The 24,037-nt window shown below is 67.0% G+C and carries 21 protein-coding genes; 8 read left to right on the plus strand and 13 right to left on the minus strand.

Going from position 1 to position 24,037, the window contains the following annotated elements:
* The 3 genes from Q0W90_RS07520 to Q0W90_RS07530 all read right to left on the minus strand — a co-directional run.
* Positions 1-972 (minus strand): prenyltransferase (locus tag Q0W90_RS07520; protein WP_297773892.1); only part of this gene is annotated, 972 nt, incomplete at its 3' end.
* The gene (locus Q0W90_RS07525) at positions 959-1,717 is read right to left on the minus strand and encodes a methyltransferase domain-containing protein (protein ID WP_297773895.1); all 759 of its coding nucleotides are present in this window, start codon (positions 1,715-1,717) and stop codon (positions 959-961) included. The genes Q0W90_RS07520 and Q0W90_RS07525, both read right to left, overlap by 14 nt.
* Positions 1,711-2,961, minus strand: a complete 1,251-nt coding sequence (locus Q0W90_RS07530) for a glycosyltransferase family 4 protein (RefSeq protein ID WP_297599863.1) — start codon at positions 2,959-2,961, stop codon at positions 1,711-1,713. Before Q0W90_RS07530 ends, Q0W90_RS07525 begins: the two co-directional genes overlap by 7 nt.
* Positions 2,962-3,310: 349 nt before the next feature.
* Between Q0W90_RS07530 and Q0W90_RS07535 the strand changes: the two genes are divergently transcribed.
* Complete coding sequence (locus tag Q0W90_RS07535; RefSeq protein ID WP_297773898.1) at positions 3,311-4,114, plus strand: DUF1906 domain-containing protein; 804 nt, start codon at positions 3,311-3,313, stop codon at positions 4,112-4,114.
* Between the two features lie 154 nt (positions 4,115-4,268).
* On the opposite strand, the gene katG is transcribed toward Q0W90_RS07535, so the two are convergent.
* The 3 genes from katG to Q0W90_RS07550 form a co-directional block, all read right to left on the minus strand.
* Positions 4,269-6,509 carry a catalase/peroxidase HPI gene (gene katG / locus Q0W90_RS07540; RefSeq protein ID WP_297773901.1) on the minus strand — a complete coding sequence of 747 codons (2,241 nt, stop codon included), beginning with the start codon at positions 6,507-6,509 and terminating at the stop codon, positions 4,269-4,271.
* Positions 6,510-6,559: 50 nt separating this feature from the next.
* The gene (locus Q0W90_RS07545; protein ID WP_297595491.1) at positions 6,560-7,000 is read right to left on the minus strand and encodes a Fur family transcriptional regulator; all 441 of its coding nucleotides are present in this window, start codon (positions 6,998-7,000) and stop codon (positions 6,560-6,562) included.
* A 111-nt stretch (positions 7,001-7,111) separates the two neighbouring features.
* Complete coding sequence (locus Q0W90_RS07550; protein WP_297595492.1) at positions 7,112-8,338, minus strand: Ig-like domain-containing protein; 1,227 nt, start codon at positions 8,336-8,338, stop codon at positions 7,112-7,114.
* 135 nt (positions 8,339-8,473) lie between these two features.
* Between Q0W90_RS07550 and Q0W90_RS07555 the strand changes: the two genes are divergently transcribed.
* A complete protein-coding gene (locus tag Q0W90_RS07555; protein WP_297773906.1) occupies positions 8,474-9,964 on the plus strand; it encodes an FAD-dependent oxidoreductase in 1,491 nt (496 codons plus the stop codon).
* A gap of 22 nt (positions 9,965-9,986) precedes the next feature.
* Here Q0W90_RS07555 and Q0W90_RS07560 read toward each other — a convergent pair whose 3' ends face one another.
* Both Q0W90_RS07560 and Q0W90_RS07565 read right to left on the minus strand, forming a co-directional pair.
* The gene (locus Q0W90_RS07560; protein WP_297773908.1) at positions 9,987-11,033 is read right to left on the minus strand and encodes a class I SAM-dependent methyltransferase; all 1,047 of its coding nucleotides are present in this window, start codon (positions 11,031-11,033) and stop codon (positions 9,987-9,989) included.
* Between the two features lie 47 nt (positions 11,034-11,080).
* Positions 11,081-12,262 (minus strand): glycosyltransferase, encoded by a 1,182-nt coding sequence (locus Q0W90_RS07565; protein WP_297773911.1) that lies wholly within the window; start codon positions 12,260-12,262, stop codon positions 11,081-11,083.
* A gap of 369 nt (positions 12,263-12,631) precedes the next feature.
* Here Q0W90_RS07565 and Q0W90_RS07570 point away from each other — a divergent pair, with 369 nt between their 5' ends.
* Positions 12,632-14,008 (plus strand): PPE domain-containing protein, encoded by a 1,377-nt coding sequence (locus tag Q0W90_RS07570; RefSeq protein ID WP_297595496.1) that lies wholly within the window; start codon positions 12,632-12,634, stop codon positions 14,006-14,008.
* 99 nt (positions 14,009-14,107) lie between these two features.
* On the plus strand, positions 14,108-14,953 hold the full coding sequence (locus tag Q0W90_RS07575) for an MOSC N-terminal beta barrel domain-containing protein (protein WP_297697724.1): 846 nt from the start codon (positions 14,108-14,110) through the stop codon (positions 14,951-14,953).
* 106 nt (positions 14,954-15,059) lie between these two features.
* Here the strand turns inward: Q0W90_RS07575 and Q0W90_RS07580 are convergent, their stop codons facing one another.
* The 3 genes from Q0W90_RS07580 to Q0W90_RS07590 form a co-directional block, all read right to left on the minus strand.
* A complete protein-coding gene (locus Q0W90_RS07580; protein WP_297773915.1) occupies positions 15,060-15,722 on the minus strand; it encodes a cutinase family protein in 663 nt (220 codons plus the stop codon).
* A 66-nt stretch (positions 15,723-15,788) separates the two neighbouring features.
* Positions 15,789-16,562 (minus strand): enoyl-CoA hydratase/isomerase family protein, encoded by a 774-nt coding sequence (locus Q0W90_RS07585; protein WP_297595499.1) that lies wholly within the window; start codon positions 16,560-16,562, stop codon positions 15,789-15,791.
* A 58-nt stretch (positions 16,563-16,620) separates the two neighbouring features.
* Positions 16,621-17,643 (minus strand): YhjD/YihY/BrkB family envelope integrity protein, encoded by a 1,023-nt coding sequence (locus Q0W90_RS07590; RefSeq protein ID WP_297595500.1) that lies wholly within the window; start codon positions 17,641-17,643, stop codon positions 16,621-16,623.
* A gap of 243 nt (positions 17,644-17,886) precedes the next feature.
* Here Q0W90_RS07590 and Q0W90_RS07595 point away from each other — a divergent pair, with 243 nt between their 5' ends.
* Positions 17,887-18,864, plus strand: a complete 978-nt coding sequence (locus Q0W90_RS07595; RefSeq protein WP_297773918.1) for a hypothetical protein — start codon at positions 17,887-17,889, stop codon at positions 18,862-18,864.
* Positions 18,865-18,868: 4 nt separating this feature from the next.
* Here the strand turns inward: Q0W90_RS07595 and Q0W90_RS07600 are convergent, their stop codons facing one another.
* Positions 18,869-19,051, minus strand: coding sequence for a hypothetical protein (locus Q0W90_RS07600; protein WP_297697728.1), 183 nt, complete (start codon positions 19,049-19,051; stop codon positions 18,869-18,871).
* Positions 19,052-19,183: 132 nt separating this feature from the next.
* Here Q0W90_RS07600 and zwf point away from each other — a divergent pair, with 132 nt between their 5' ends.
* Positions 19,184-20,683: a glucose-6-phosphate dehydrogenase gene (zwf, locus tag Q0W90_RS07605; protein ID WP_297595503.1), complete on the plus strand. Its 1,500-nt coding sequence runs from the start codon at positions 19,184-19,186 to the stop codon at positions 20,681-20,683.
* Between the two features lie 17 nt (positions 20,684-20,700).
* Here zwf and Q0W90_RS07610 read toward each other — a convergent pair whose 3' ends face one another.
* The gene (locus Q0W90_RS07610) at positions 20,701-21,621 is read right to left on the minus strand and encodes a class I SAM-dependent methyltransferase (protein ID WP_297595504.1); all 921 of its coding nucleotides are present in this window, start codon (positions 21,619-21,621) and stop codon (positions 20,701-20,703) included.
* Between the two features lie 196 nt (positions 21,622-21,817).
* Here Q0W90_RS07610 and Q0W90_RS07615 point away from each other — a divergent pair, with 196 nt between their 5' ends.
* Together Q0W90_RS07615 and Q0W90_RS07620 are read left to right on the plus strand one after the other, a co-directional pair.
* Complete coding sequence (locus Q0W90_RS07615) at positions 21,818-22,699, plus strand: CoA ester lyase (RefSeq protein WP_297773922.1); 882 nt, start codon at positions 21,818-21,820, stop codon at positions 22,697-22,699.
* A gap of 83 nt (positions 22,700-22,782) precedes the next feature.
* Positions 22,783-24,018, plus strand: coding sequence for an osmoprotectant NAGGN system M42 family peptidase (locus Q0W90_RS07620; RefSeq protein ID WP_297595506.1), 1,236 nt, complete (start codon positions 22,783-22,785; stop codon positions 24,016-24,018).
* The last annotated feature ends 19 nt before the right edge of the window (positions 24,019-24,037 follow it).

Here is a 24,037-nt window from a genome sequence, read left to right on the forward strand (position 1 = left end):
CAGGGCATCCGCCGCCAGGATCATCGCGGCGCCGGTCCAGGTGGTGCGTTCCTCGGGCCACCGCTTCCCGTCCGCGAAAACCAGTCCCGTCCAATAGGATCCGTCGTCCTCGCGAAGGTGTTGCATCGCGGCGAATTGGCGATGAGCATCGGATCGCTGGCCGAGGGCGTCCAGCGCCATCACCAGCTCGCAGGTTTCGGCGCCGGTCACCCACGGGCGATCGCCCACACACCGGATGCCCAGACCGTCGACCACGAAGTCATCCCAGCGCTGCTTGATACGCGCGGCCGCCGCCGGACCTCGCAAGGCGCTGCCGAGGATGGGGTAGTACCAGTCCATCGAGTAGCGGTCTTTTTCGGTGAACGCCTCCGGGTGGTCGGTGAGGGCGTGGCCCAGGCGGCCCAGCGCCAATTCCCACTCCGGCTGCGGATCCCCGACGAAGGCCGCCAGCGCGAGCGCGCAGCGGATGCTGTGAAACACGCTCGAGCACCCGGTCAGCAGGGCTTCCGGCAGCAAGCCGGCTCCGCTTCGAGCCCAACCGATCTCGCCGTTGCCGACCTGCATGTCGATGACGAAATCAATCGCCTTGTGCACCACCGGCCACATCTCGGCCGCGAATGACTCGTCGCCCGTCACCAGCACGTGGTGCCACACGCCGGCGGCGATGTAGGCGCAGAAATTGCTGTCGCTGTTGGCATCCTCGATCACGCCCGCCCGGAACTGGATGGGCCAGGAGCCATCGGACCGCTGGGTGCGGCGGCTCCAGTCGAACGCCGCCCGCGCCGGCTCCAGCAGGCCGGCGGCGGTGAGTGCCATCGCGCACTCCACGTGATCCCACGGATCGGTATGCCCGCCGTCGAACCAGGGGATGGCTCCCGACGACTCCTGCGCGGCGGCAATAGACAGCGCGGTCTGTCGGCACTGCTCGGGAGTGAGTACCCCCGCAACCGCTGGCAGGTTAGACCGATGCAACTGAATATCCTGCAGTCGCTTGGCTTTCCGCCTCCTGCTGTTTGACGAAGTACATCGCCACGCTCTTGCCCATCAGCGGGTTGAGCATCGACTCGGCCAGCCGCGTGATCTTGGGCCGCTGCATCAGGTCCCAGACCAGAAGTTTGTGGTAGGCGGTCACCGCCCGGTGGTCGGTGTTGGAGACGCCCAGGGCGCATTTCAGCCACCAGAAGGGTGAGTGCAGTGCATGCGCGTGGTGGGTGTGGGTCAATTCCATTTCGGCATCGAGGATCTTGCCGCGTAACTCACTGGCACGGTAGATGCGTACGTGGCCGCCCTCGTTGGCGTGGTATTCGTCGGACAGCAACCAGCACACCCGCTCGGGTAGCCAGCGGGGCACGCTGACCGCCAGCGTGCCACCGACTTTGAGCACTCTGATCAGTTCGGCGATAGCGACGTCGTCTTGCGGTATGTGCTCCAGGATCTCCGAGGCGATGACGCAGTCGAATGTCTGATCGGCGTAGGGCAACGCGAGCGCATCCCCGGCAACCACCTTCGCCGACGATCCGGCCGGCGCCTCGCCATTCTCGGCCATCGCGCGCAAGATGGTGTCGACCGACCGCAATTCGGCCTCGTCGCGGTCGAAGGCGACAATATCGGCACCACGCCGATACGCTTCGAACGCGTGCCGCCCAGCGCCGCAACCGACATCGATGACCTTGCACGACGGCCCGATTCCCAGCCGGTCGAAATCGACCGTCAGCATGGCGCCGCACCTTGCGCGTGGCGGGCGATCGCGCGCTCGTAGACCCGAACCGTTTGGGCGGCCACCGCCTCCCAACTGAACACGTCGACCGCGCGGGTTCGTCCCGCCTTGCCGAGGTTGCGGCGCTTTTCCGGAGAATCCAGGAGCTCACCGAGTGCGCGGGTCAGGGCGTCCACGTCGGCGGGCGGCACCAGTTCGGCGCACGCGCCGTCCGTCCCAAGGACTTCGGGCAGCGCGCCCACCCGGCTGGCGACGATCGGGGTGCCGCTGGACATGGCTTCCACGGCCGGCAGCGAAAACCCTTCGTAGAGCGACGGAATGCAGGCCACCTCCGCGGACGCGAACAAGGCCGCCAGCTCGGCGTCGGAGAGCCCGCTGGCGATGTGCACGATGTCGGAGATTCCGAGTTCGGCGATGAGTTTATGTGTCGGGCCGTTGGGTTCGACCTTGGCGACCAGCCGCAACTCGAGATCCCGGACGACGCGCAGCCTGGCGATCGCGTGCAAGAGGGTACGGACGCCCTTCAGCGGGGTGTCGGCGCTGGCGATCGCGATGATTCGACCGGGCTCTCGTGGGCCGGATCCCGGTTTGAACAGATCGGTGTTCACCCCGAGCGGCACCACGTGTAACTGGTCCGGCGAAACGCCGAAGTCGCTGATGATGTCGGCGGCCGACGATGACGACACCGTCAGCAGGTCGGGGACGTGACGGGCGACCTCTTGCTGCATACCCAAAAACCCATACCAGCGGCGCACCAACGGTTTTCGCCACCATCGCGCCGCGGCCAGATCCAATACCCGATCGCGGGTGATCGGGTGGTGCACGGTGGCCACAACCGGCAGCCCCGCGCCGGCGATACTGAGCAGCCCGGTACCCAGGCTCTGGTTGTCGTGGACGACGTCGAAATCGGCTGTCCGCTGGGCCAATAACCGGGCGGCGCGCATCGTGAACGTTCGCGGTTCGGGAAAGCCGGCCGTCCATGTGGTGAGCAATTCCAACAGGTCGATGGAGTTGCGAATTTCGCTCGGCCGCGGCACCCGGAAGGGGTCGGGCTCCCGATAGAGATCAAGGCTCGGAACTTCGGTGAGCCGGACCCGGGGGTCGAGTAGGTCGGGATACGGCTGCCCGGAAAAGACCTCGACGTCGTGACCGAGTTCCACCAGGCCGTGGCTGAGATGGCGCACGTAGACGCCCTGTCCGCCGCAATGGGTCTTACTACGGTAGGACAGCAGGGCAATTCGCATACTCAACTCTTCTTTGCTGGAAAATGACCGCGGTAGGGCGCCGAATCCATCGCGCTTAACGGGCTCCCGAACTCCGTGGCAGCAAACTGGACATGTGTCCAGACTATAGTTCGATCACCTAAGCGAGCGCAACGAGCCTGAAATCCACTGTCCCGCGGGTAGCCGGCCCTCGGGATGTCCGACACGCGACGATCATGCCACCGGCGGATGGCCGCCATCGTTTCGACCGGTAGGTTCCGGAGGCGCGGTCTGGAGGCGCGGGCTGGCGGGATCTTCCGGCTCTCGGGCGCCGCTGCCCAGCGCTGACCGGCCACAATAAGCCGCTGAGGGGTTTTGTTACCATCGCGCGGTGCGGGATTCGGCTGCACCGGCGGGACACGCGCCGCGATCTGTTTCCAGACGCGACGCCCTGAAATACGCGTTCGCCCCGGCGCTGCTGAGTCTGGCCGCGGCGGGCGCGATTACCGACGGGCCGAAAGCGGCGGCCGCCGGTCTGACGCTGATCGATTTCGCCGAGAAGAGGATCGCGCCCGACGAGATCAAGGCCGCGGGATACGGCGGCGTGGTCAATTACGTGTCGGAGTCACGGCCGGGCGCGAACTTCGAGGCCAAGCCCATCACCCGCCAGTATGCGGACTCGCTGCGCGCGGCCGGCCTTCAGATCGTCAGCAACTTTCAATACGGCAAGCCGGGTTGGCCCGACCCGTCGGACTGCACGCGCGGGCACGACGGCGGCGTGGCCGACGCCCAGACGGCATTGAGGCTGCACGCCGCGGCCGGGGGACCGGACTCAGCGCCGATCTTCTTCAGCATCGACGACGATATCGACGTCGACACCTGGAATAGCGTTGCCGTCGACTGGTTTCGGGGGATCAACTCGGTGCTGGGCGTCGGTCGCACCGGTGTCTACGGGCATGCCAGGGCGTGCGGGTGGGCGATCCGGGACGGCGTCATCGGGAATTCGAGCACGCCGGGGCACCGGTGGGCGTGGCAGACGCGATCGTGGTCGCACGGGGAGCGCGAACCCGCGGCGGTTCTCTACCAGGCGGTGGTCAACAGCCCGGCGAACCCGGGTCCGCTGCTCGGCGGGATCAACGTGGACGTCGACGATGTCCTCGCGCCCGACTACGGGCAGTGGGATTTGGCTCGCTGATCCCGGTGATCCTCGTGTCGACCGTGGGGCCTATGCACGAAATCCGCCTCGACTCAGTGCATCAGCCCCACTCTCGATGGTGGGCGGTGGCCCACCCACGGAGCACGACACCCCGCGAGCCGACCGCCCGCGGGGTGTCGCTTGCCATCCGGCCTTACTTGAGATCGAACCGGTCGTTGTTCATGACTTTCACCCACGCCGCGACGAAGTCCTCGACGAACTTGCCGTGGGCGTCGTCTTGGGCGTAGGCCTCGACCAGTCCACGCAGCACCGAGTTGGAACCGAAGACGAGGTCATTCGCGGTCGCGGTCCACTTGAGCGCGCCGGAGGCCCGGTCGTGTCCTTCGTAGACGTTCTCCGCCGTCTCCGACGCCTTCCACTCGGTGCCCATGTCGAGCAGGTTGACGAAGAAGTCGGTGGTCAACGCGCCCGGCTTGTCGGTGAACACCCCGTGCTTGGTGCTGCCGTGGTTGGCACCGAGGGCACGTAGGCCCCCGACGAGCACGGTCATTTCCGGACCGGTCACGCCGAGCAGGTACGCCCGCTCTATCAGCAGCTGCTCGAGGGGCGCCTTCTCGCCGGGACGGATGTAGTTGCGGAACCCGTCGGCCCGCGGTTCGAGCACCGCGAACGACTCCACGTCGGTGCTCTCCTGCGTGGCGTCGGTGCGCCCCGGCGCGAAGTGCACCGCGATCTCGTAGCCGGCGTCCTTGGCCGCCTTCTCGACGGCCGCCGAGCCCGCCAGGACGATCAGGTCGGCCAGCGAGACCTTCTTGCCGCCGGGTGCCGAGGCGTTGAAGTCCTGCTGGATCTTCTCCAGCACCGGCAGCACCTTGTCCAGCTCGGAGGGCTCGTTGGCCTCCCAGTTGCGCTGCGGCTCGAGGCGCAGCCGCCCGCCGTTCGCTCCGCCGCGCTTGTCGGTGTTGCGATAGCTCACCGCCGCCGACCACGCCGTCTTGACCAGCTGCGGAATGGACAGCCCGGAGTCGAGCACCTTTTTCTTCAGCGCCGCGACGTCCTTGTCGTCGACCAACTCGTGGTCGACGGCGGGGACGGGGTCCTGCCAGAGCTGCTGCTCGCCGATCCACGGGCCCAGGTAGCGGGTGATCGGTCCCATGTCGCGGTGCAGCAGCTTGTACCACGCCTTGGCGAAAGCGTCGGCCAGCTCGTCGGGGTGGTCCAACCAGCGCCGCGTGATGTCGGCGTAGATCGGGGACTCCCGCAACGAGATGTCGGTGACCAGCATCGTCGGGGCGCGGCCCGCACCACCGAACGGATCGGGGATCGTGCCGGCGCCCGCGCCGTCCTTGGCGGTGAACTGCCAGGCCCCGGCGGGGCTCTTGGTCAGCTCCCACTCATTGCCGTACAGCGTCTCCAGGAAGCTGTTGTCCCACTTCGTCGGGGTGGGCGTCCAGACGACCTCCAGGCCGCTGGTGATGGCGTCCTTGCCCGAACCGCTGGCATACGAGCTCTTCCAGCCGAGCCCCTGCTGTTCGATCGGGGCGGCCTCCGGCTCGGGGCCGACCAGGTCGGCGTCACCGGCGCCGTGGGTCTTGCCGAAGCTGTGCCCCCCGACGATGAGCGCGGCGGTCTCCTCGTCGTTCATCGCCATCCGGCCGAACGTCTCGCGGATGTCGATCGCCGCGGCGATCGGGTCCGGCTTGCCCTCCGGGCCTTCGGGGTTGACGTAGATCAGGCCCATGGTCGTCGCGCCGTATGGCTGCGCGAGATCGCGCTTACCGGAGTAGCGCTTGTCGGTGCCCAACCATTCGCCCTCTTCTCCCCAGAGGATCTCTTCGGGCTCCCACACGTCCTCGCGACCGAAGGCGAAGCCGAAGGTCTTGAACCCCATCGACTCCAGGGCGACGTTGCCGGCAAGGGTGATCAGGTCCGCCCACGAGATCTTGTTGCCGTACTTCTTCTTGATCGGCCAGAGCAGCCGGCGGGCCTTGTCCAGGTTCGCGTTGTCCGGCCAGCTGTTCAGCGGGGCGAAACGCTGCATGCCCTGGCCGGCGCCGCCCCGGCCGTCGTGAATGCGGTAGGTGCCGGCGGCGTGCCAGCTCATCCGGATGAACAGGCCGCCGTAGTGGCCGTAGTCGGCCGGCCACCAGTCCTGCGACGTGGTCATCATCGAGATCATGTCGGCCTTGAGCGCGTCGACGTCGAGCTTGGCGAACTCCGCCGCGTAGTCGAAGTCGTCGCCGAGCGGGTTGGACTGCGGCGAATGCGGGTGCAGCCTCGAGACGTCGACCTGGTCGGGCCACCAGTCCTGGTTGGTCCGTGGGGCATGGGCCTTCGGCTGCGGTGAAGGGATCGCTGGGTTCTCGCTTTCGCTCGTGCTGGCCGTCCCGGTGTCTGGCTGGGGTGGACGGCTACTGGATGTATCAGATGACACAGCATTCCTTTCGAGGGTGGGTGAATCGGGCTGCGATCACGGGCTGTGACCTAGGAGCCTGCCGTCGAGCAATCGGCGCACAGGCCCCAGTAGATGACTTCGGCCTCGTCGAGAACGAAGCCATCAAGAACGTTCTCGTCGTCCGACGGTGTCAGGCAGGGCGCGTCACCGACGGCGCAGTCGATGTCGGCGATGGTTCCGCAGGACCGGCAGACGACGTGGTGGTGGTTGTCGCCGACCCGCGACTCATAGCGCGCGACCATGCCCAACGGCTGGATCCGCCGGACCAGGCCCACCGCCGTCAGCGCGTTGAGGACGTCGTACACGGCTTGGCGGGAGACGTCGGGCAGGCCCATCCGCACCGCCGAGAAGATCGTCTCGGTGTCGGCGTGCGAATTGGCGTCCACGACTTCCAGCACGGCAACCCTGGGGCGGGTCACCCGCAGATCGGCCATCCGCAACCTGTCCGCGTAATCGGCCGTCGATGACACCGCACCAATATGACGCACTTATCTGGAACCAGTCAAGAGTTTCTTGTGAAATGGGGCACAATCCCGGGTGACAAATGAGCTGAGTCACTTCACGGCGACGTCAGGCTGACTTCACGTGGGCTTGAGCGCACTGCCTTTGCGCCACTGGTCCCAACCGAGCGTCCAATCGCCGTTCTGGGCCAGGGCCAGCGGCGGCCCGCCACTGTTGCGGACCTCGACCACGTCACCGGGCACCGAAAAGTCGTAGAACCATTTCGCGTTGTCGGCGTTGAGGTTCAAGCATCCGTGGGAGGTGTCGCGGTGCCCCTGCGCCCACACCGTCGCTTCGAGCTCATGCAGGTAGATGCCGTCCGTGCTGATCTTGGTGGCGTAGTTGATGGTTTCGCGGTAGCCGAGCCGGGAGTTTTTGGGCAACCCGAACGTCGAGGAGTCCATGACCACCGGATTGCCCTTGTCGAGCACGGTGTAGACGCCGGACGGGGTCCACAGGGAGATCTTGCGTCCGCCGACGTCTTCGGTGCCGCCCATTCCCATGCTGGTGGGCATCGTGCGCACCAGCGCTCCGTTGTCGAAGACGCTCACCTGTTTGGTGGCGTCGTCCGCGATCGAGACGTGCGCATCCCCGATCCGGAACGAGACCCGGGTGTCGTCTTGCCCAAAGAGCCCGTCGCCCAAAGCGATTCCGTAGATTTGTGCCTCGGCGGTGATCTGTGTCCCCGGAGCGTAGTAGTGCTCTGGCCGCCAATGCGCATTTTGGCCGTCGACCCAGAACCACGAACCCTGGACTTTCGGGGTGGTGGTCACGGCCAGGTGTCGCTCGGCGGCGGCTCGGTCGGCGATCTGCTCGTCGAAGTGCGCGACGATGACCGTTCCGACACCGTAGGCGGCGCCGTCTCGCAGCGCGGACTCCGCCGTGGTGGTGAACGACACCTTGGTCTGGTTGGACGGCCGCAATGTGGTGAACGTCGAGGCCTGTTCGGCCACAATGCCATTGGTGCCGCGGCTGGTGACCGTCAGCGTGTAGGTGCGCCCGTAGCCCAACGCTACGGTGGGCTTCCACACCAGGTTGTCCGGCGTCATGACGCCCTGGACCGGATGACCGGTGTCGTTGACCATGTCGACGCCGGCCAGGGTGCCCGCCTCGGCCTTGACCATCACCGGGGCGACGGGGTCGACGTCGCGCGCATCGGGGCCGGGTGTGAACGCTACTCGCGCCGGTCCGGGCGTGGTCGCGGCCGTCCCGGAGTGAGGACCCCGCGATGCGATCTGGATCGCGCCGACCACCCCGACCACGAGAAACACGGCCAGCAGGAGCCGGTGAGACCAACTGATTGTCATGTTGTGCCCCTGATAACCCGCGGCGTGCTCTCGGTAAACGTGAGACGCCATGCGCCGGCCGAAGCCGGGATGGACCGCGCGCGGCGTTTCCTCCTGCCGGGTTGGGGTATCAGCACAGCCGTGACTTCTTTGTGGATGACCGACCGAACCGAACGGCCTTGGGCTGCAAGCCCCCTTGACCATGGTCCCGCGTCCGCCGATGTCATCGTCGTGGGCGCCGGCATCACCGGCCTGATGACGGCGGTTCTGCTGGCCCGTGCGGGCAAGGACGTGCTGGTGCTGGAGGCGCGCACGGTGGGTGCGTGCGCCACCGGGAACACGACCGCCAAAATCAGCCTGCTGCAAGGCAGCCAGCTCTCGAAGGTGCTGCCGCGGCACGGCGAGGATGTGGCGCGCGCCTATGTCGACGGCAATCGCGAGGGCCAGGAGTGGGTGCTGGGGCACTGCGACGCGCACGGTGTGGCGGTGCAGCGCGAGGACGCCTACACCTACGCCCAGTCGGCTCGGGGCGTCCCGTCGGCGCGCGCCGAGCTCAAGGCGTGCCAGGCGGCCGGCCTGCCGGCGGTGTGGGAAGACGATGCCGACGTGCCGTTCGAGTATCACGGCGGTGTGCGGCTGGCCGACCAGGCGCAGTTCGACCCGATGTCGTTCCTCGACTCGTTGGCCGTCGAGCTGCTCAACCGCGGCGGGCGCCTGGTCGAGCAGGCCCGGGTGCGGCGGGTGTCCTCGCGCGGCAGGGGCGTGCGCGTGCATGTCAACGACGCCGCCCGGCAAGACGTCGAACTTCAGGCCGCCAAACTGGTGCTCGCCACCGGGATCCCGATCCTGGACCGCGGCGGGTACTTCGCGCGGGTCAAGCCCAGCCGCTCCTACTGCCTCGCCTTCAAGGTTCCCGGCAACATCACCCGGCCGATGATGATCTCCGCCGACTCGCCGACGCGTTCGGTGCGCTACGCGCCGGTCGCTGACGGCGAGAGGCTGATCGTGGGCGGGGCCGGGCACACGGTGGGCCGCGCGAAGAGCCCGTCCGACGCGGTGGACGAGCTGTCGGCGTGGACGCGCAAGCACTATCCCGGCGCCGTGCAGACCCATTTTTGGTCCGCGCAGGACTACACGCCCATCGACCACCTGCCGTACGTGGGGCCCATCCTGCCAAATAGCGAAACCATCTTTGTCGCAACGGGTTTCAACAAATGGGGCATGACCAATGGTCCTGCTGCCGCGTTGGCGCTGTCGAGCCGGATCCTGGGCGGCCGGATGGACTGGGCCCGGGCGTTCGCGAGCTGGAGTCCGCACGAGCTGTCCGGCCTGGCGACAGCCCTGCAGGCCAACCTCGAGGTCGGCTTCAATCTGACCAAGGGCTGGATCACCCCGGCGACGCGGATCGGCCGTCGCAGCCCCGTTGACGACGAAGGCGGCGTGGTGAGCGGTCCGCCGTGGCGCCTGGAAGCCCGCTGCCGCGTCGACGGCGTCGAGCACCGCGTCTCACCGGTGTGCCCGCACCTCGGGGGAATCGTGAACTGGAACGACGCCGACAAAGCCTGGGAATGCCCGCTGCATGGGTCGCGCTTCGCACCCGACGGCACCTTGTTGGAAGGGCCGGCTACTCGCGATCTGACCGCATAGACGTGCTCGGCGCCAAACGGGATCAGCCCGTCTTCTGAAAGACGAGCCAGCGCAGGTCGATCGGGCAGTCGTCGCGCTCGACGTCGAACACATCGATGCCATTGGCCCACCCCTCGAACCAGGCCGTGGGCGGCCACGCGTCGGCGGGCAGCCGCGCCTTCTCGTATTCGTAGGCGGAGTCGTCGGCAAGGGACTCAAGGGGCAGGCCGGCCGCCGCATCGCTCACCTCCGCCCGGGTGAAGATCATGCTGTTGCACTGTTGGCTGAGTTGCACCGCGGCGTCGTCGGGCACGTAGCCCTCGCGGGCCAGGAAGGTATTGAAGACCAGGCGCCCACCGGGGGCCAGACACTCCGCGGCGAGTTCGAACATGCCGCGTAACTCGTGGGGAGTCCGGAAGTCGGGCACCACCTCCGAGAGCACCATCAGGTGGTACTTCGCGTGAGCACCCTCCAGCGCCGTGAACACATCGCTGTGGATGACGTTCACGCGCAGCGATTCGCTGTCGGCTTCGGCGCGCATGGCTTCGGCGAACTTGGCGGTCATCTCCACCGCGTCGACCGGATGGCCGCGCCGGGCCAGGGCCAGGGCGTTGCGCCCCGTTCCCGCGCCGACGTCCAGGACCCGGTGGGTGGCGGGGTCGGCCGCTTCCGCGGCCAGATCCAGCACGCGCGCATCGGGTTCGGTGCCGAACAGCGGCGCCGGGCGCACGCCAATCCACTGCTCGTAGTCGGCCTCGATCGTCCGGGCGTCGGCCTGGATGCGGAAGTTCACGCCGCCCGACCCGAACGGTGCGTGATACGAGATGACCACGTCCGACCGGGGGGAGGCCTTGAAGGACTTCGCCAACTCGGCTTCCAGCGCGGCCCGCAGGTGTGCGGACTGTTCGGGGGTGTACCAGACGCCCAGCGTGGCGCAGACGTTGCCGCACAACTGCACGTACTCGTCGATCAGATCCGGCACGGCCGGCACCCTGATGTGGCCCTCGGCCGACGATCGGCGATACATCCGCCTGATGAGCGCTTCGCGCAGCATCGACGGATCGAATGATCCACTCGGCGGTTCGTGCACCAGAACCTTTTACACGACCGACCGGCTTTGCACCACCGCCCAGCCGATCAGTCCGGCCGCGCCGTGCGGGCGGCGTCCACGAGGAGGTCGGCGGCGCGGGCAACGCTCTGGGTGGATTTGATCATTTGGGCGGCGACCTCGCGGGCTCGGCGGAGGTAGCGCGGATCCAGCACTCGGCGCAGGTCCGCGACCAGTGAGTCCAGGGTAGAGGCCGAGAACGCCCGCCCCAGGCCGACTTCCAACGCGTCGACGGCCTCGGCCCACATCGGCTGATCGAGCCAGAGCCACAGAATGAGCATCGGCACCCCGGCCCGCATGCCCGCGGCGGTGGTGCCGGCCCCGCCGTGGTGCGCGATCACGCGGCAAGCCGGAAAGACGGCGGCGTGATTCACCGCCTGCACGATCTTCACGTGGGCAGTGGGTGGGATATGGGCGAAATCGTTTGGGCCGCTGCAAATCAACGCCCGCTCGCCCAACCGCGCGCACGCCGCGCTGATCACGGCGACCGTCTCGGCCGGGGACGTGACGGGCGTACTGCCGAACCCGAAGTAGATGGGCGGCGGCCCGCCGGCGATCCAGGACAACACCTCGTCGTCGGCATCGCTAGGCAATTCCAGCGTCAGGGAACCGACGAAGGGCCGTCGGCACTCCGGGCTGGCCCATTGCTTCGCCAGCTCGGGTACGCACAGCTCGTCGTAGGCCTGAATCTCGAGCGCCGGCCGCGCCGACGGTCCGGCTTCGGCGGGCAAACCGAGCGCGTGACGTTGCGCGCCTTCGGCCGCGCTCGTGACGTGTGACTGCAACCAGCCGAGTTCCAACCTGTCCGCGGGAAAGAAGTGCAGCACGGCCAGCGGAATGCCGAACCGCTCCGCGACGTTGGCGGCGAGCCGCTGCTCGTTCATCCCGGCCACCAGCAGATCAGCACCGGCTGCCAGCGAGGCCAGGGTTTCGCTCTTTTCCGTCCAGATGTCGGTGGCACGCTCCACGAGGTGCGGCAGCGCGCTGATCGGATCCCGCGCGTGGCGCACGAAATCGGTGGCCCTGTCGAGCTGCTCGCGGCTGTCGGGCCCATAGGCGACCGCGGTAAGCCCGGCCGAGTCGGCCAGGGCCAGTTTGTCGGGTGGCAGCGCGATCACGACGTCGTGGCCCCGGCATCGCAGCTCCCGTGCGACGGCGGCGCAGGGTTCGACGTCGCCGCGGCTGCCGTAGGCGGTCAGCACAAATTTCATCGACGGACCTCACTCGCGGTGGTGCCACGAATCCAAGCAGAGCCGACGATGCCTCACCCGCTGGGCGCGAGCCCACCGTCCCACCACCAACGCGCCGAACCCTTGTGAGTTTCCTGTGTCATGCGCCGGTAACCTATCGTTAACCCATCGCAACAATTTCGCTGTATTCGTTAACGTGGGCCACACCTGCGAACGGGTGAGACCGATCCCTCAGCAGTCGGGACGGTCTCATTAGGCCGTCTTCGTTCGCGGTGCCGGCAACATCAGAGGGATTGCGATTTGTTTGCTGCACGGCTGGCTACCCCCATACGACGCGCACCGCAGCCGTCGATGCTCCCGCAGCCATGAAAGCGATCGGAGGAGAACGACATGGACTTCGCAGTACTACCGCCGGAGGTTAACTCCGCGCGGATGTACGCCGGTCCGGGGTCGGGACCGATGCTGGCCGCTGCGATGGCCTGGGACGAATTGGCCGCCGCCCTGCAGTCGACGGCGAACTCGTACCAGGCGGAGATCACGGCCCTGACTTCCGGTCCGTGGGTTGGCCCGTCGGCCGCGGCCATGGCCGCGGCGATCGCCCCCTATCTGGAGTGGATGCGGACCACCGGCGCGCAGGCCGAAGAAACCGCGACCAAGGCCAGAGCCGCGGCCTTCGCCTACGAGACCGCGTTCGCCGAGACGGTGCCGCCGCCGGTGATCACGGCCAACCGCACCCTGCTGGCGGCCCTCGTCGCGACCAACGTCCTCGGGCAGAACACGCCGGCGATCGCCACGGCCGAGACCGACTATGCCGAGATGTGGGCACGTGACACCGCGGCGATGTTCGGCTATGCGGGTTCCACGGCCTCGGCAACCACGCTGACACCGTTCGCCGAGCCGGAACAGACCACCAGCTCCGACGCCGATCAGTCCCAAGCCGTGGCCCAAGCCACCGGCACCGCCGCCGGGAGCACGCGCAACGCCGTTACGCAGCAATCCTTCTCGGCGGTACCCAACATGTTGACCAGGGCTGCAGTGAGTCCGAATGCAGCCGCCGACCCGTCGGCGCTCAACGCGCTCGACCTTGAGGCCGACCTCATCACGATTTTCCTGGACGCACCGGGCAGCCTGGTCGGGATGGGCGTCGACGCACCCACGGCGACGATTGCCCTACCCTTCGACATCGCCGGTGCGCTGACCGGTTTTCACACCGATGACATCGTCAGTGGCTGGGCCGGGATGCAGTCCTGGCCGGGAACGGGCGCGGTGCCGCCGTCGCCGTTCCCGGTCATCACGAATCCAGCGGGCGGATTCGGATCGTTGGCGTCGGCAGGCCTGGCCGAGGCGAACACCGTCGGGGGCTTGTCGGTACCGCCCGGGTGGACGGCCGCCGCCCCGGCGATACGACCCGCCGCCCTGGCATTGCCGGCCACCAGCGTCGGTGCCGTGGTGGAGGCCGCGGCCGCGGCCGCTCCCGGCGGCACCGGGAGTCTGTTCGGCGAGATGGCGGTGGCCAGCATGGCCGGACGCGCGATGGCCGGCACCGGCGCCTTGGGCAAGGAGCGCAGCGCGGCAGGCACGGCCAAGGTGGCGCGCGACCCGAAGAAACAGAAGACGGACGAGTCGTCAACCACCCCGCAGGTTCCACCGGGCGGACCGATCACGAGCATCGCCGCCGAGCTGCGCGAGCTGGCATCGCTGCGCGACGCCGGAATTTTGACGCAGCAGGAATTCGAAGAGCAGAAAAAGCGCCTGCTCCCGGGCTGACCCGTCAGTCGATCGTCGTGACCGCGCCGCCCGGCTGATCAGTGGTGGCACCCTGCGGTTTCGGGCACAGTGGGCAGTGACGCTCGAGTGAAGGTGCCTATGGATAAGTCGACGGACGGCAACGGTCCCGGTGCCGTGCAGATGCGGGTGCAGGCTTTGCGCCGTTATCCGGTGAAGTCGATGCTCGGCGAAACGCTGGATGCCCTGTCGGTCGACGAGGGCGGCGCCCAGGGCGACCGGCGGCTGGCCCTCGTGGACGGCGAAACCGGACATGTGGCCAGCGCCAAGAATCCGCGGCTCTGGCGTGACCTGTTGACGTGCACCGCCCACGTGGATGCCGAGGGGGTGAGCATCAGATTGCCCGATGGGACGAACGTGGCCATCGATGACCCCGGTGTCGACGAGCTGATCTCCCGATTGACCGGACGACGCGTCCGGCTCGTGGCGCAGCGCCCCGACGGGGCCACGCTGGTACGCCCCGATCCGGAGAAATTGCTCGAACTCGGTCTCGACGCCGAGGTCGACGGGCGTGTTCTGCGGATCGCTCAGGCCACCCCGGGCGACTCGTTCACCGACGAAGCTCCACTGCACGCGATCACGACGGCAACCCTCGAGCACATCGGTGTGGAGGCGCTGCGCTACCGGCCGAATCTGGTGATCGCGACGCCGCCGGACTATCCGCCGTACGCCGAAAACGACTGGGTGGGAGGCGATATCACCGTCGGTGAAGCGAGGCTACGCGTGCTGACGGCCACGTCGCGGTGCGTGGTTCCCACGCTGGAACACGGCCCGCTGCCGCGGGCCCCGCAAGCGCTTCGCATACCCGCGACTGAAAACCGTTTGAACACAGGCGGTCACGGGGCGCAGCCGTGCGCGGGGGCCTACCTCTCGGTGGTGACCAAGGGCGTTATCCGCGTGGGTGACCCCGTCACCATCGGGCCGTAGCGGAGGCAAGCGCAATCGCCGTCGCCGACGGCGTTTCTAGCCGGTGGGCCTCGGCGACTTCTTCTAGGCGCACGTGCAGGACGGCCGGCACCGGGCCCGTCGGGGCTCAGACGCGCGGCGCCGCTTGGTTGATCTTGTCGGCCGCGAACGTCGCGGCCTGAGCGGTCATCCCGGCGTCGATGTAGGAAACGTGCGCCATGATGTTGCCGCCACCCGAGCAGATCGGGTCGTCGGGGGCGCACAGGCTGATGGCCTTGGCGCCATACGCCGGGTTGATCGTCGGCAGCGGTTGGCCGCCCCACAACATGGTGGAGAAGCCACTGGACGGCTCGCCGAAGAGGGCGACCGCGGCAACGTGATCGGCCGTCGGCGCCGGCATCGCGTTGGTGGCGAGGTCGATCACCGTCGAGCCCTGCGAATACCCGCCGAGCACGATCCGCGAGTTCGGGCAACTGGCCACGGTGTCCTGAATGTGAGCGCTCGCGTCGTTGGCGCCGGCGTTCGCGCTGTTGTGGTAGTCGTCGTTGGCGGGGTAGTTAACGGCATAGACGTCGACGGATCGTCCACCGAGCTGCGACGTGAGCGAGTCGACGAAAGCCTGTCCGATGTTGCCGAGGCCGGGCTCCTGATGGGTGCCCCGGGCGAAGACGACCGAGACGTCCGAGCACGGATCAGCGGCGGCGGTAGGAGTACCGATGGGTGCGCTCAGCAGCGCCCACGCCGTCACAACCGAGAGACCAACGAAGCGAGCAAGTCTGCGTGCATTCATCCCCGAATCCTGACATATGGCTCGCCACGCCGGTGCCGGTGGCTGGTTCTGCGGCATCCGTACGCCTCAGCGGCCACGCCACTGCGGCGTGCGCTTCTCACGCCACGCCCGAATACCCTCGGCCACGTCTTCGGTCGCGCCGGCCACCTTGCGCATCGTCTCACCGAAACGCACCGACTCGATCCAGCCCATGTCCGCGGCCCGCCACGCCACCTCCTTGGTCGCCCGCTGGGCCAACGGAGCGGCCTCGGTGAGGGTGCGGGCCCAGGCCTGGGCTTCGGCCTGCAGCTGGTCGGGCTCGACGAGCTTCCAGACCAGGCCGACCTCTTTGGCCCGCTCGGCGCTCATCGGCTTCCCGGTCAACAGCAGTTCCATGGCGTTGGCCCAGCCCACCCGCTGCGGCAGACGGATCGCCCCGACGATGGTGGGCACTCCGATCGACACCTCGGGGAAACAGAACGTGGCCTCGGTGCTGGCGATCACGAAGTCACAGAACAACACCCCGGTCACCCCGTAGCCGATACACGGACCGTGCACGGCGGCGATGGTCGGCTTGAACAGTTCCATCCCGCTCTCGAACGAGTTGATCGTGGGTTTCTCCCAGAAGGTGCCGCCGAAGGTGCCGACCGAGCCCTCGCCGTCCTTGAGGTCGCCGCCGGCGCAGAACACGCTGCCGTTGGCCGTCAGGATCCCGACCCATGCATCCAGGTCGTCGCGGAAACGATCCCAGGCCCCGTTGAGGTCCTGACGAAGCGCGCCGTTGATGGCGTTGCGCGCCTCCGGGCGATTCAGGGTGATGGTGGCGACGTGATCTTGCAGCTCATAGGTGACCAGACTCATGACTGCACACTATTGCGCCGGATACGACGACTCGCCCTGAGCCGGACATAGGCCTTCCTCAGGGTGTATCAGAGCGGCGCGAGTCGTCGGAACCCCCAAGGCGTCCAATGGTTTTCGCGGGAACGCTCCTGACGTCATCGAACCGCACGCTGACACGCTCGAAGACCTTGACGCGTTCGGCCTTGACCTTCTTGGTGTAGGTCCTGCGGTCGGCCGGCGTCAGATCCGCGTCGTCGCTGAACGCGCTGAGCAAAGCGCGCGGGTAGAGCTTTTCCACCAAGACGACGTTGATTTCGGCACACATCACCAGGGCCATCGACGCGAGGAACAGAAAGGCCAACGCCCCCAACACCAATGCGAACACGCTGTTGGTGGCGCTGGCCCGCTTCACGGTGTGCGCCACATAGCCGGCGCCGAACCACTGCAGCATTTGCCAAATGAAGGCCGCGGCAACCGCGCCCGGCAGCACCTGCCGGTATGTCAGTGCTCGGGCGGTGGTCACGCGGAAAGCCACCAAGCAGATCAACGCGTTGATCGCGACTGCGGCAAGCGCGAGGCCGACCTTTTCGACAATGCCGACTGCGCCGGTGGCGTGACCCGCCGCGGCCAACACGGTCGCCGCGATGGCCGCCGAACCGAGCACCAACAGCAGCAGCAAGCTGCGCAGGCGGGATCGAATCGGGTTGGGCCGCTTGTGTTTCGGGACCGCCCACACCGAATCCATCGCGTTCTGCAGCGCCTGTCCCACACCCAGGCCGCCGTAGAGTGCCCCGAGCAGGCCGATGACCACGCCCACCGTTCCTCCGCTGAGTCCCTCAGGGTGATGCAGCTGGCCGCCGAGGACGGGGAACTGGCTCAGCGTGCTGTGTAGCACCTGCGCCTGCAGATCGGGTCGCCCGGCCAGCACCACTCCCAGGCCCGTGGTCAACAGCAGCAGCAGCGGAAACAGGGACACCAGCCCGTAGTAGGTGATCAGGGCAGCGAGGTAACCGCCCTGGTCGTCGTTGTATTTGTAGATGACGGCGATGATCACGCCGACGGTTCGATTCCGTCGCTGCAGTTCGTCTAGCCAACCGACCATCGTCGATCACGTCCCCCGCACAAGCCCGCATCCCCGTTCGATGCGCTCGCGAGGTCATACCCGAATTCGGCTGCCGCCAATCGCGTTGGCCGGGGCGCCGCATGCCCGATCCGGACCTGCCCACCGCTGACGGTTCGAGCCGCCCGCCGGGGGTGACAAGAGCCGAAAAAATGGGTGACTTGTATTGGCGGACGCACGGTGTATCGTGCGTGTTCCCCTGATCGTGAGCAGGAAGCACGCACCGTGGATATGGCAAGCGACCAATCGTCGACACCGCCGCTGAGCTGGGCCGAAGCCCAACCCCTGCTGAGGCCGGTACTGCGGCCGCAAAGCTACGTCGATCACCTGGTCAACAGCGGGGCGCAGCCCTGGGTGCGCCCGGTGTTTCCCCACATCAACGAGATGGTCGTCGTCGACCTGCCCACGGTGCGGGCCATGGTGACACCGGCGGAAACCGGCGCCTGGGGCATCACCGGTGACCAGGCGTTCGCGGTGGCTCGGGAGAATCTGTCCGCTCGTCAGCAGACCTTCACGCCGGGCGAGAAGTACCTGCTGAAGGACGCCGATGGCGACAGCTACATCGACTCGATGATCTTGGCCGCCGGGTGGTTGGGTTCGCTGGCGGTTGCAGGCGGCCCACGACCACTGGTGTTCTTCCCCGGGAACGGAACGTTGGTGCTGGGCACCGACGCGCCCGACGAAGTGCCCGAACTCTTCGAGGCCGCCGAGCAGGTGTACGTCGAGGCCGAACAGCCCATCTCGCCACAGGGTTACACGATCGAAGGCGCCGTCATCGTGCCGTTCGATCACGCCGGACCACACCCCCTGCGCAGTTTCGGCCTGACGGCTCGAAGCCTTTTGGCCGCAAGGGAATACCACCATCAAACCCAATATCTGCGCGAGCACTACGAGCGCGAACTATTCCCGCAATACGTCGGTGAGGCGCAGATCATGGACACGCCGTGGGGCCGGCGCACCACAACGGTGTGGGGCGACGGCCCGTCCTGGGAGTTGCCGCACACCGATTACATAACGTTTTTGATCGGCGACTCGTCAAATGTGTCTGACAGGTTCACCGTGCCGTTCGCGACGGTGGTGGACGTGGTGGGCATCCTTCCCGTCTCGGGAATCACTCCGAGTCGATACCGCGCCGACGAATGGCCGGCACCGGACATGCTGGCGACGCTGAAAGCTCATGCCATAGACCTGCCCAGCCGATGACTCGCTAGTCCGGTGGCTCGTTATCCGAGCCTCGGACGGAGGCATGGTGCCGGTCGCTGGGCCTGCCGGGAACTCCTTCGGCTTCGCGGTCCTCGGCAACCTTCTCCTCGAGCTGATCGACGATGTTCTCCAGCTCCTGAGCGCGGCTCAGTGGGTCTTTGTCGGGTTTTGTCATGTCGCTTTCCATTGGCTTGTGGGGCCGGCGAACCCCGCTGCCGGGAGCCCGCCGCTATCCCATACCCGATCGTGCGATCGCTAACCGAGCGGCAACCGGGCAACACACGCGACAGGGCGCCGTGGCGGTGGAAGTATCGCAGGAGTGGCCACCGCGAAACCCCAGACGATCTCGTACCCGGCGCCCGACGCACGCCCACGTCGCCACCACTCCGATCCGCTGGACCCCCACGTCATCGTCGTTTTCGGCGCGACGGGCGATCTGGCCAAGCGGAAGCTGATCCCGGGCCTGGCGTACTTGGACCAGTCCGAGCTGGCACCGGACATGCGCATCGTCGCCACGTCGCTGGAAGATATCAGCGACGACGAATTCCGCGACCTCGCCAAGAACGCGATCGAATCTTTCGGAACACACAAGCTGACGCCCGACCAATGGGCGAACTTCGCGAACATCATCACCTACGTCCCGCAGAGCGCCGGACCCGAAGCGCTGGCCGCCGCGGTGGCCGAGGCCGAAGCCGACCTGGGGCCCAACGTCCGGCGCCTGCATTACCTTTCGGTGCCACCCAAGGCCGCGCGCGCGGTGATCACCCTGCTGCGCGACGCCAAACTGGTCGAACGTTCACGGGTGGTGATGGAGAAGCCGTTTGGCACCGATCTGGCCAGCGCGGTGACGCTCAACGATTTCGTGCACGAAACCTTCGAGGAATCCCAGATTTTCCGCATCGACCACTTCCTCGGCAAAGAGGCCGCCCAGAACATCTTGGCGTTCCGCTTCGCCAACGGTCTGTTCGAACCGATCTGGAACCGCAACTTCATCGACCACATCCAGATCGATATCCCCGAAGCTCTGGGCCTGGATCAACGGGCGAGTTTCTACGAAGAAACCGGCGCATACAAGGACATGGTGGTCACCCACCTGTTCCAGGTGATGGCGTTCGTGGTGATGGAGCCGCCGACGGCGCTCGAACCGTTTGCCATCAGCGAAGAAAAGAACAAGGTGTTCCGGTCGATGCTGCCGGTCAAGCCCTCGAATGTGGTTCGCGGTCAATTCCACGGATACCGCGACGAAGCTGGGGTGGCAAGGGATTCCGACACCGAGACGTTCATCGCCCTCAAGGTCGGCATCGACAACTGGAGGTGGGCCGGGGTACCCATCTACCTGCGGACCGGCAAGAAGATGGCCGAGGGTATCCGCGTCATCTCCATCGCGTTCAAGGAGGCCCCTCGCACGATGTTCCCACCCGGATCCGGGGTGGGAACCCAAGGTCCCGATCACCTCACGTTCGACCTCGCCGACAACTCGAGGGTGTCCCTGTCCTTCTATGGCAAGCGGCCCGGCCCCGGCATGAAGCTGGACAAGCTGTCCATGCAATTTTCCTCCCAGGAGATCGAGACCGTCGTGGATGTGCTGGAGGCCTACGAACGACTCATCCTCGACGCGATGCGCGGCGACCACACCCTGTTCAATACCGCGGAGGGCATCGAATCTTTATGGGAGCGTTCGCAAGAGCTCCTCACCGACCCGCCCGCGGTCAAGTTGTATCAGCCAGGGACCTGGGGCCCCAACGCTATTCACCAGTTGATCGCGCCGAATGCGTGGCGGTTGCCGTTCGAGCGGGAGTGGCGCGAAGCCACGCCCTAAAAGCCGCGGGTGCCGGTTCAGCTCAGTTCGGCGGTGAGATAACTGATGGCGTGGCGGAATTCCTTGAGGATCTCGTTGTCAGGCACCACGAAACCGTAGTCGGCATAGACCTGTTCGGTGGGGTGGCGGGTGACCCTCCAGCCGGTGGCGGCCAGGTGTTCGGCGGCCGGACGGCGTTCACCGAGCCAGACCAGTTCGGCGACGTCGATGTCGAGCCCGTGCTGACGCCAGTTGTTGCGCATCGCCCGAGCCCGTTCGTCGGTGAACACGCTCATATCGGTGATGTTCTCCGTGGCCAGCCGGCTGCCCGGCGCGCTGAGCGCGGTGATGTTGTCCAGCAGTCTGTCTTGGGCTTCCGGCGGTAGGTAGGGCAGCAGGCCTTCGGCGATCCAGGTGGTGGGGGAGGTGGTGTCGAAACCGCTGTCGCGCAGTGCTGTTGGCCAATCGTCGCGCAGATCGATAGCGACAGTGCGGCGCTCGGCGGTCGGTTCCGCGCCGATCTGGGCGAGCGTGTCGGTCTTGAAGGCGATGACCTCGGGCTGGTCGACCTCGAAAACCACGGTGCCCGCGGGCCACGACAACCGATAGGCCCGGGCATCGAGCCCGGCGGCCAGGATGACGGCCTGGCGGGCGCCGGCGGCGGTCGCGGCACGGAAGAAATCGTCGAAGAACCTGGTCCGCACCGTCATCTGCTCGCGCCGCTGCTGCAGGGTCATCGGCGCGTCGTCGTCGAGCGGGATTTGGCCGTCCAGCATCCGGGTGAAGAAGGGGTGTCCGACCGCCCGCACCAACGGCTCAGCGAACCTGTCGTCGAGCAGCGGGTCCGGCTCGCGAGAAGCCAGCGCGCGGGAGGCCGCCACCATCGTCGCGGTCGCGCCCACGCTGGAGGCCAGGTCCCAACTATCGCCCTCGGTACGCGCCGAATCAGTTGATGACATCCGTTTTCCCCTTCCGGGATCCAGCCGTCGCGGCGGCCGATTCGACCCGATTTGCGTGACGGGCCCTGGCCGCCACCCGCAACTACACCACCGGTACCGAAGGGTACGTTCTGCCTATGCCGCGGTCACCATGCGCCCACCGCGTGCAGTTGACTCCCGCCCCCGCAAAGCTCGACGACAGGAAGTGAATCACGTCATGGCACCGACCCTGCGCCCGCGCCGGTCCGCCCTGTACCTGCCCGGCAACAAGCCCCGGGCGCTGGTGAAGGGCAAATCGCTGCCGGCGGACGTGCTGATATTCGACCTCGAAGATGCCGTAGGGCCGGATGCGAAGGCCGAATCGAGGGCAACGGTGTGCGAGGCGATCTCGTCGGAGAGCTACCGGCCGCGTGAGGTCGTGGTGCGCATCAACGGCCTGGATACCGACTGGCACAACGACGATCTGGCCGCGGTGGCCGCATCGGCCGCCGACGGGGTGCTGGTGCCGAAAGTCGAGACGGGCCAACAGGTTCAGGCGCTGGCCGACGCGATGGACACGCTGCGCGCATCCGAGTCGTTACAGCTGTGGGTGATGATCGAGACGCCGCGGGCGTTTCTGAGGGCCGAGGAGGTCGCTTCGGCCAGCGACCGCCTGGCCGGGCTCGTGGTCGGCACCAACGACCTCGTCAACGAGCTGCACGGCCTGCACGTCCCCGGCCGCGCGCCCGTCGTGCCCGCGCTGGGCATGGCCCTGTTGGGAGCGAGGGCGGCCGGAAAAATCATCTTGGATGGCGTGTTTAACGACATCACCGATGAGGGCGGATTCCGGGCCGAGGCGCGGCACGGCCGTGAAATGGGATTCGACGGCAAGACGCTGATCCACCCGTCACAGATCGCCCCCGCCAACGAGCTGTTCGCCCCCTCGCGAAAGGAGCTGGACGACGCCCGCAAGGTCGTGTCGGCCTACGAGGAGGCGCAGGCAGCGGGCACCAGCGTCATCACCGTTGATGGCCGCATGATCGAAAGCCTGCACGTGCGCGACGCGCAACGAATCCTTGCCCTCGCCGATTTGATCTCGGAGATGGGATCCACGTCCTAGCGCCGAGTGGCCCGGGCCGGGCGATCAGGGTCCGTCGCACGGTAGGTTGTACGCGATTCCCGACGACTCGAGAGGAGACAAGGGTGGGCGAAACCGCGGCCATGGCCGAGGCCGACCGCGCGTGGATGGTCGACACGCTGCTCGCGCTGCTGCAGACCCCGAGTCCGGCGGGGCGCACGGACGCGGTGATGCAGGTGATCGGCGATATCCTCGACGACTTCGGTGTGCCGTTCACGCTGACGCGGCGCGGGGCGCTGACCGCGGAACTCCCGGGTGAGTCGGCGACCACCGACCGGGCGCTGGTGGTTCACTCGGACACCATCGGCTGCATGGTCCGCGACCTCAAGGACAACGGCCGCCTGCAACTGGTTCCGGTCGGCACCTTCTCGGCCCGGTTCGCCGCCGGGGCCCGCGTGCGTATCTTCATCGACGACCCCGACGAGTTCATCACCGGCACCGTCATGCCGCTCAAGTCCAGTGGCCACGCGTTCGGCGACGAGATCGACACCCAGCCCACCGACTGGGAGCACGTCGAGGTTCGCATCGACCGCAAGGTGTCCTCGCGCGAGGACCTGCTTCGTCTCGGCCTGCAGATCGGTGACTTCGTCGCCTTGATCACCAGTCCCGAGCTCACCGCGGATGGCTTCATTGTTTCTCGTCATCTGGACGGGAAGGCCGGTGTCGCCATCGCGCTCGCACTGGCCAAGAACTTCTCCGAGAACAAGGTGGTGTTGCCGCACCGCACCACGATCATGGTCACCATCACCGAGGAGGTCGGTCACGGGGCCAGCCACGGGCTGCCCGCGGACGTCGCCGAGTTGGTGTCGGTGGACAACGCGGTATGCGCGCCCGGCCAGCACTCTCTCGAGGACGGCGTGACGATCCCGATGGCCGACATGCACGGTCCGTTCGACTACCACCTGACCCGCAAACTCTGCCGGGTCGCCCAGGAGCGCGGAATCCCGTTCGCCCGCGACATCTTTCGCTATTACCGATCCGATGCCGCCGCGGCAATCGAGGCGGGAGCGAACACCCGCGCCGCACTCGTCGGCTTCGGGCTCGACGGCAGCCACGGCTGGGAGCGCACCCACATCGATTCGCTGGAGGCCGCCTACAACCTGCTGCACGCGTGGCTGCAGACACCGTTGACGTTCGCCCAGTGGGACGCCAAACCGACGGGCAAGCTACGTGACTTTCCGTCGTCGAAGCAGCCCGCACCCAGCGAGCGGTGGGTGCCACTGGCGCGCGGCGAGTACGAAAGCCCCGGCGAAGCGTCACCCGGGACGCCCTGGCCACCGTCGGAGGGACCGCAGGCCTAAGAGCGGCGGGCCATCCGCT

Origin of the sequence: Mycobacterium sp. (assembly GCF_025933915.1) — a bacterium.
In the GTDB taxonomy this organism is placed as follows: domain Bacteria; phylum Actinomycetota; class Actinomycetes; order Mycobacteriales; family Mycobacteriaceae; genus Mycobacterium.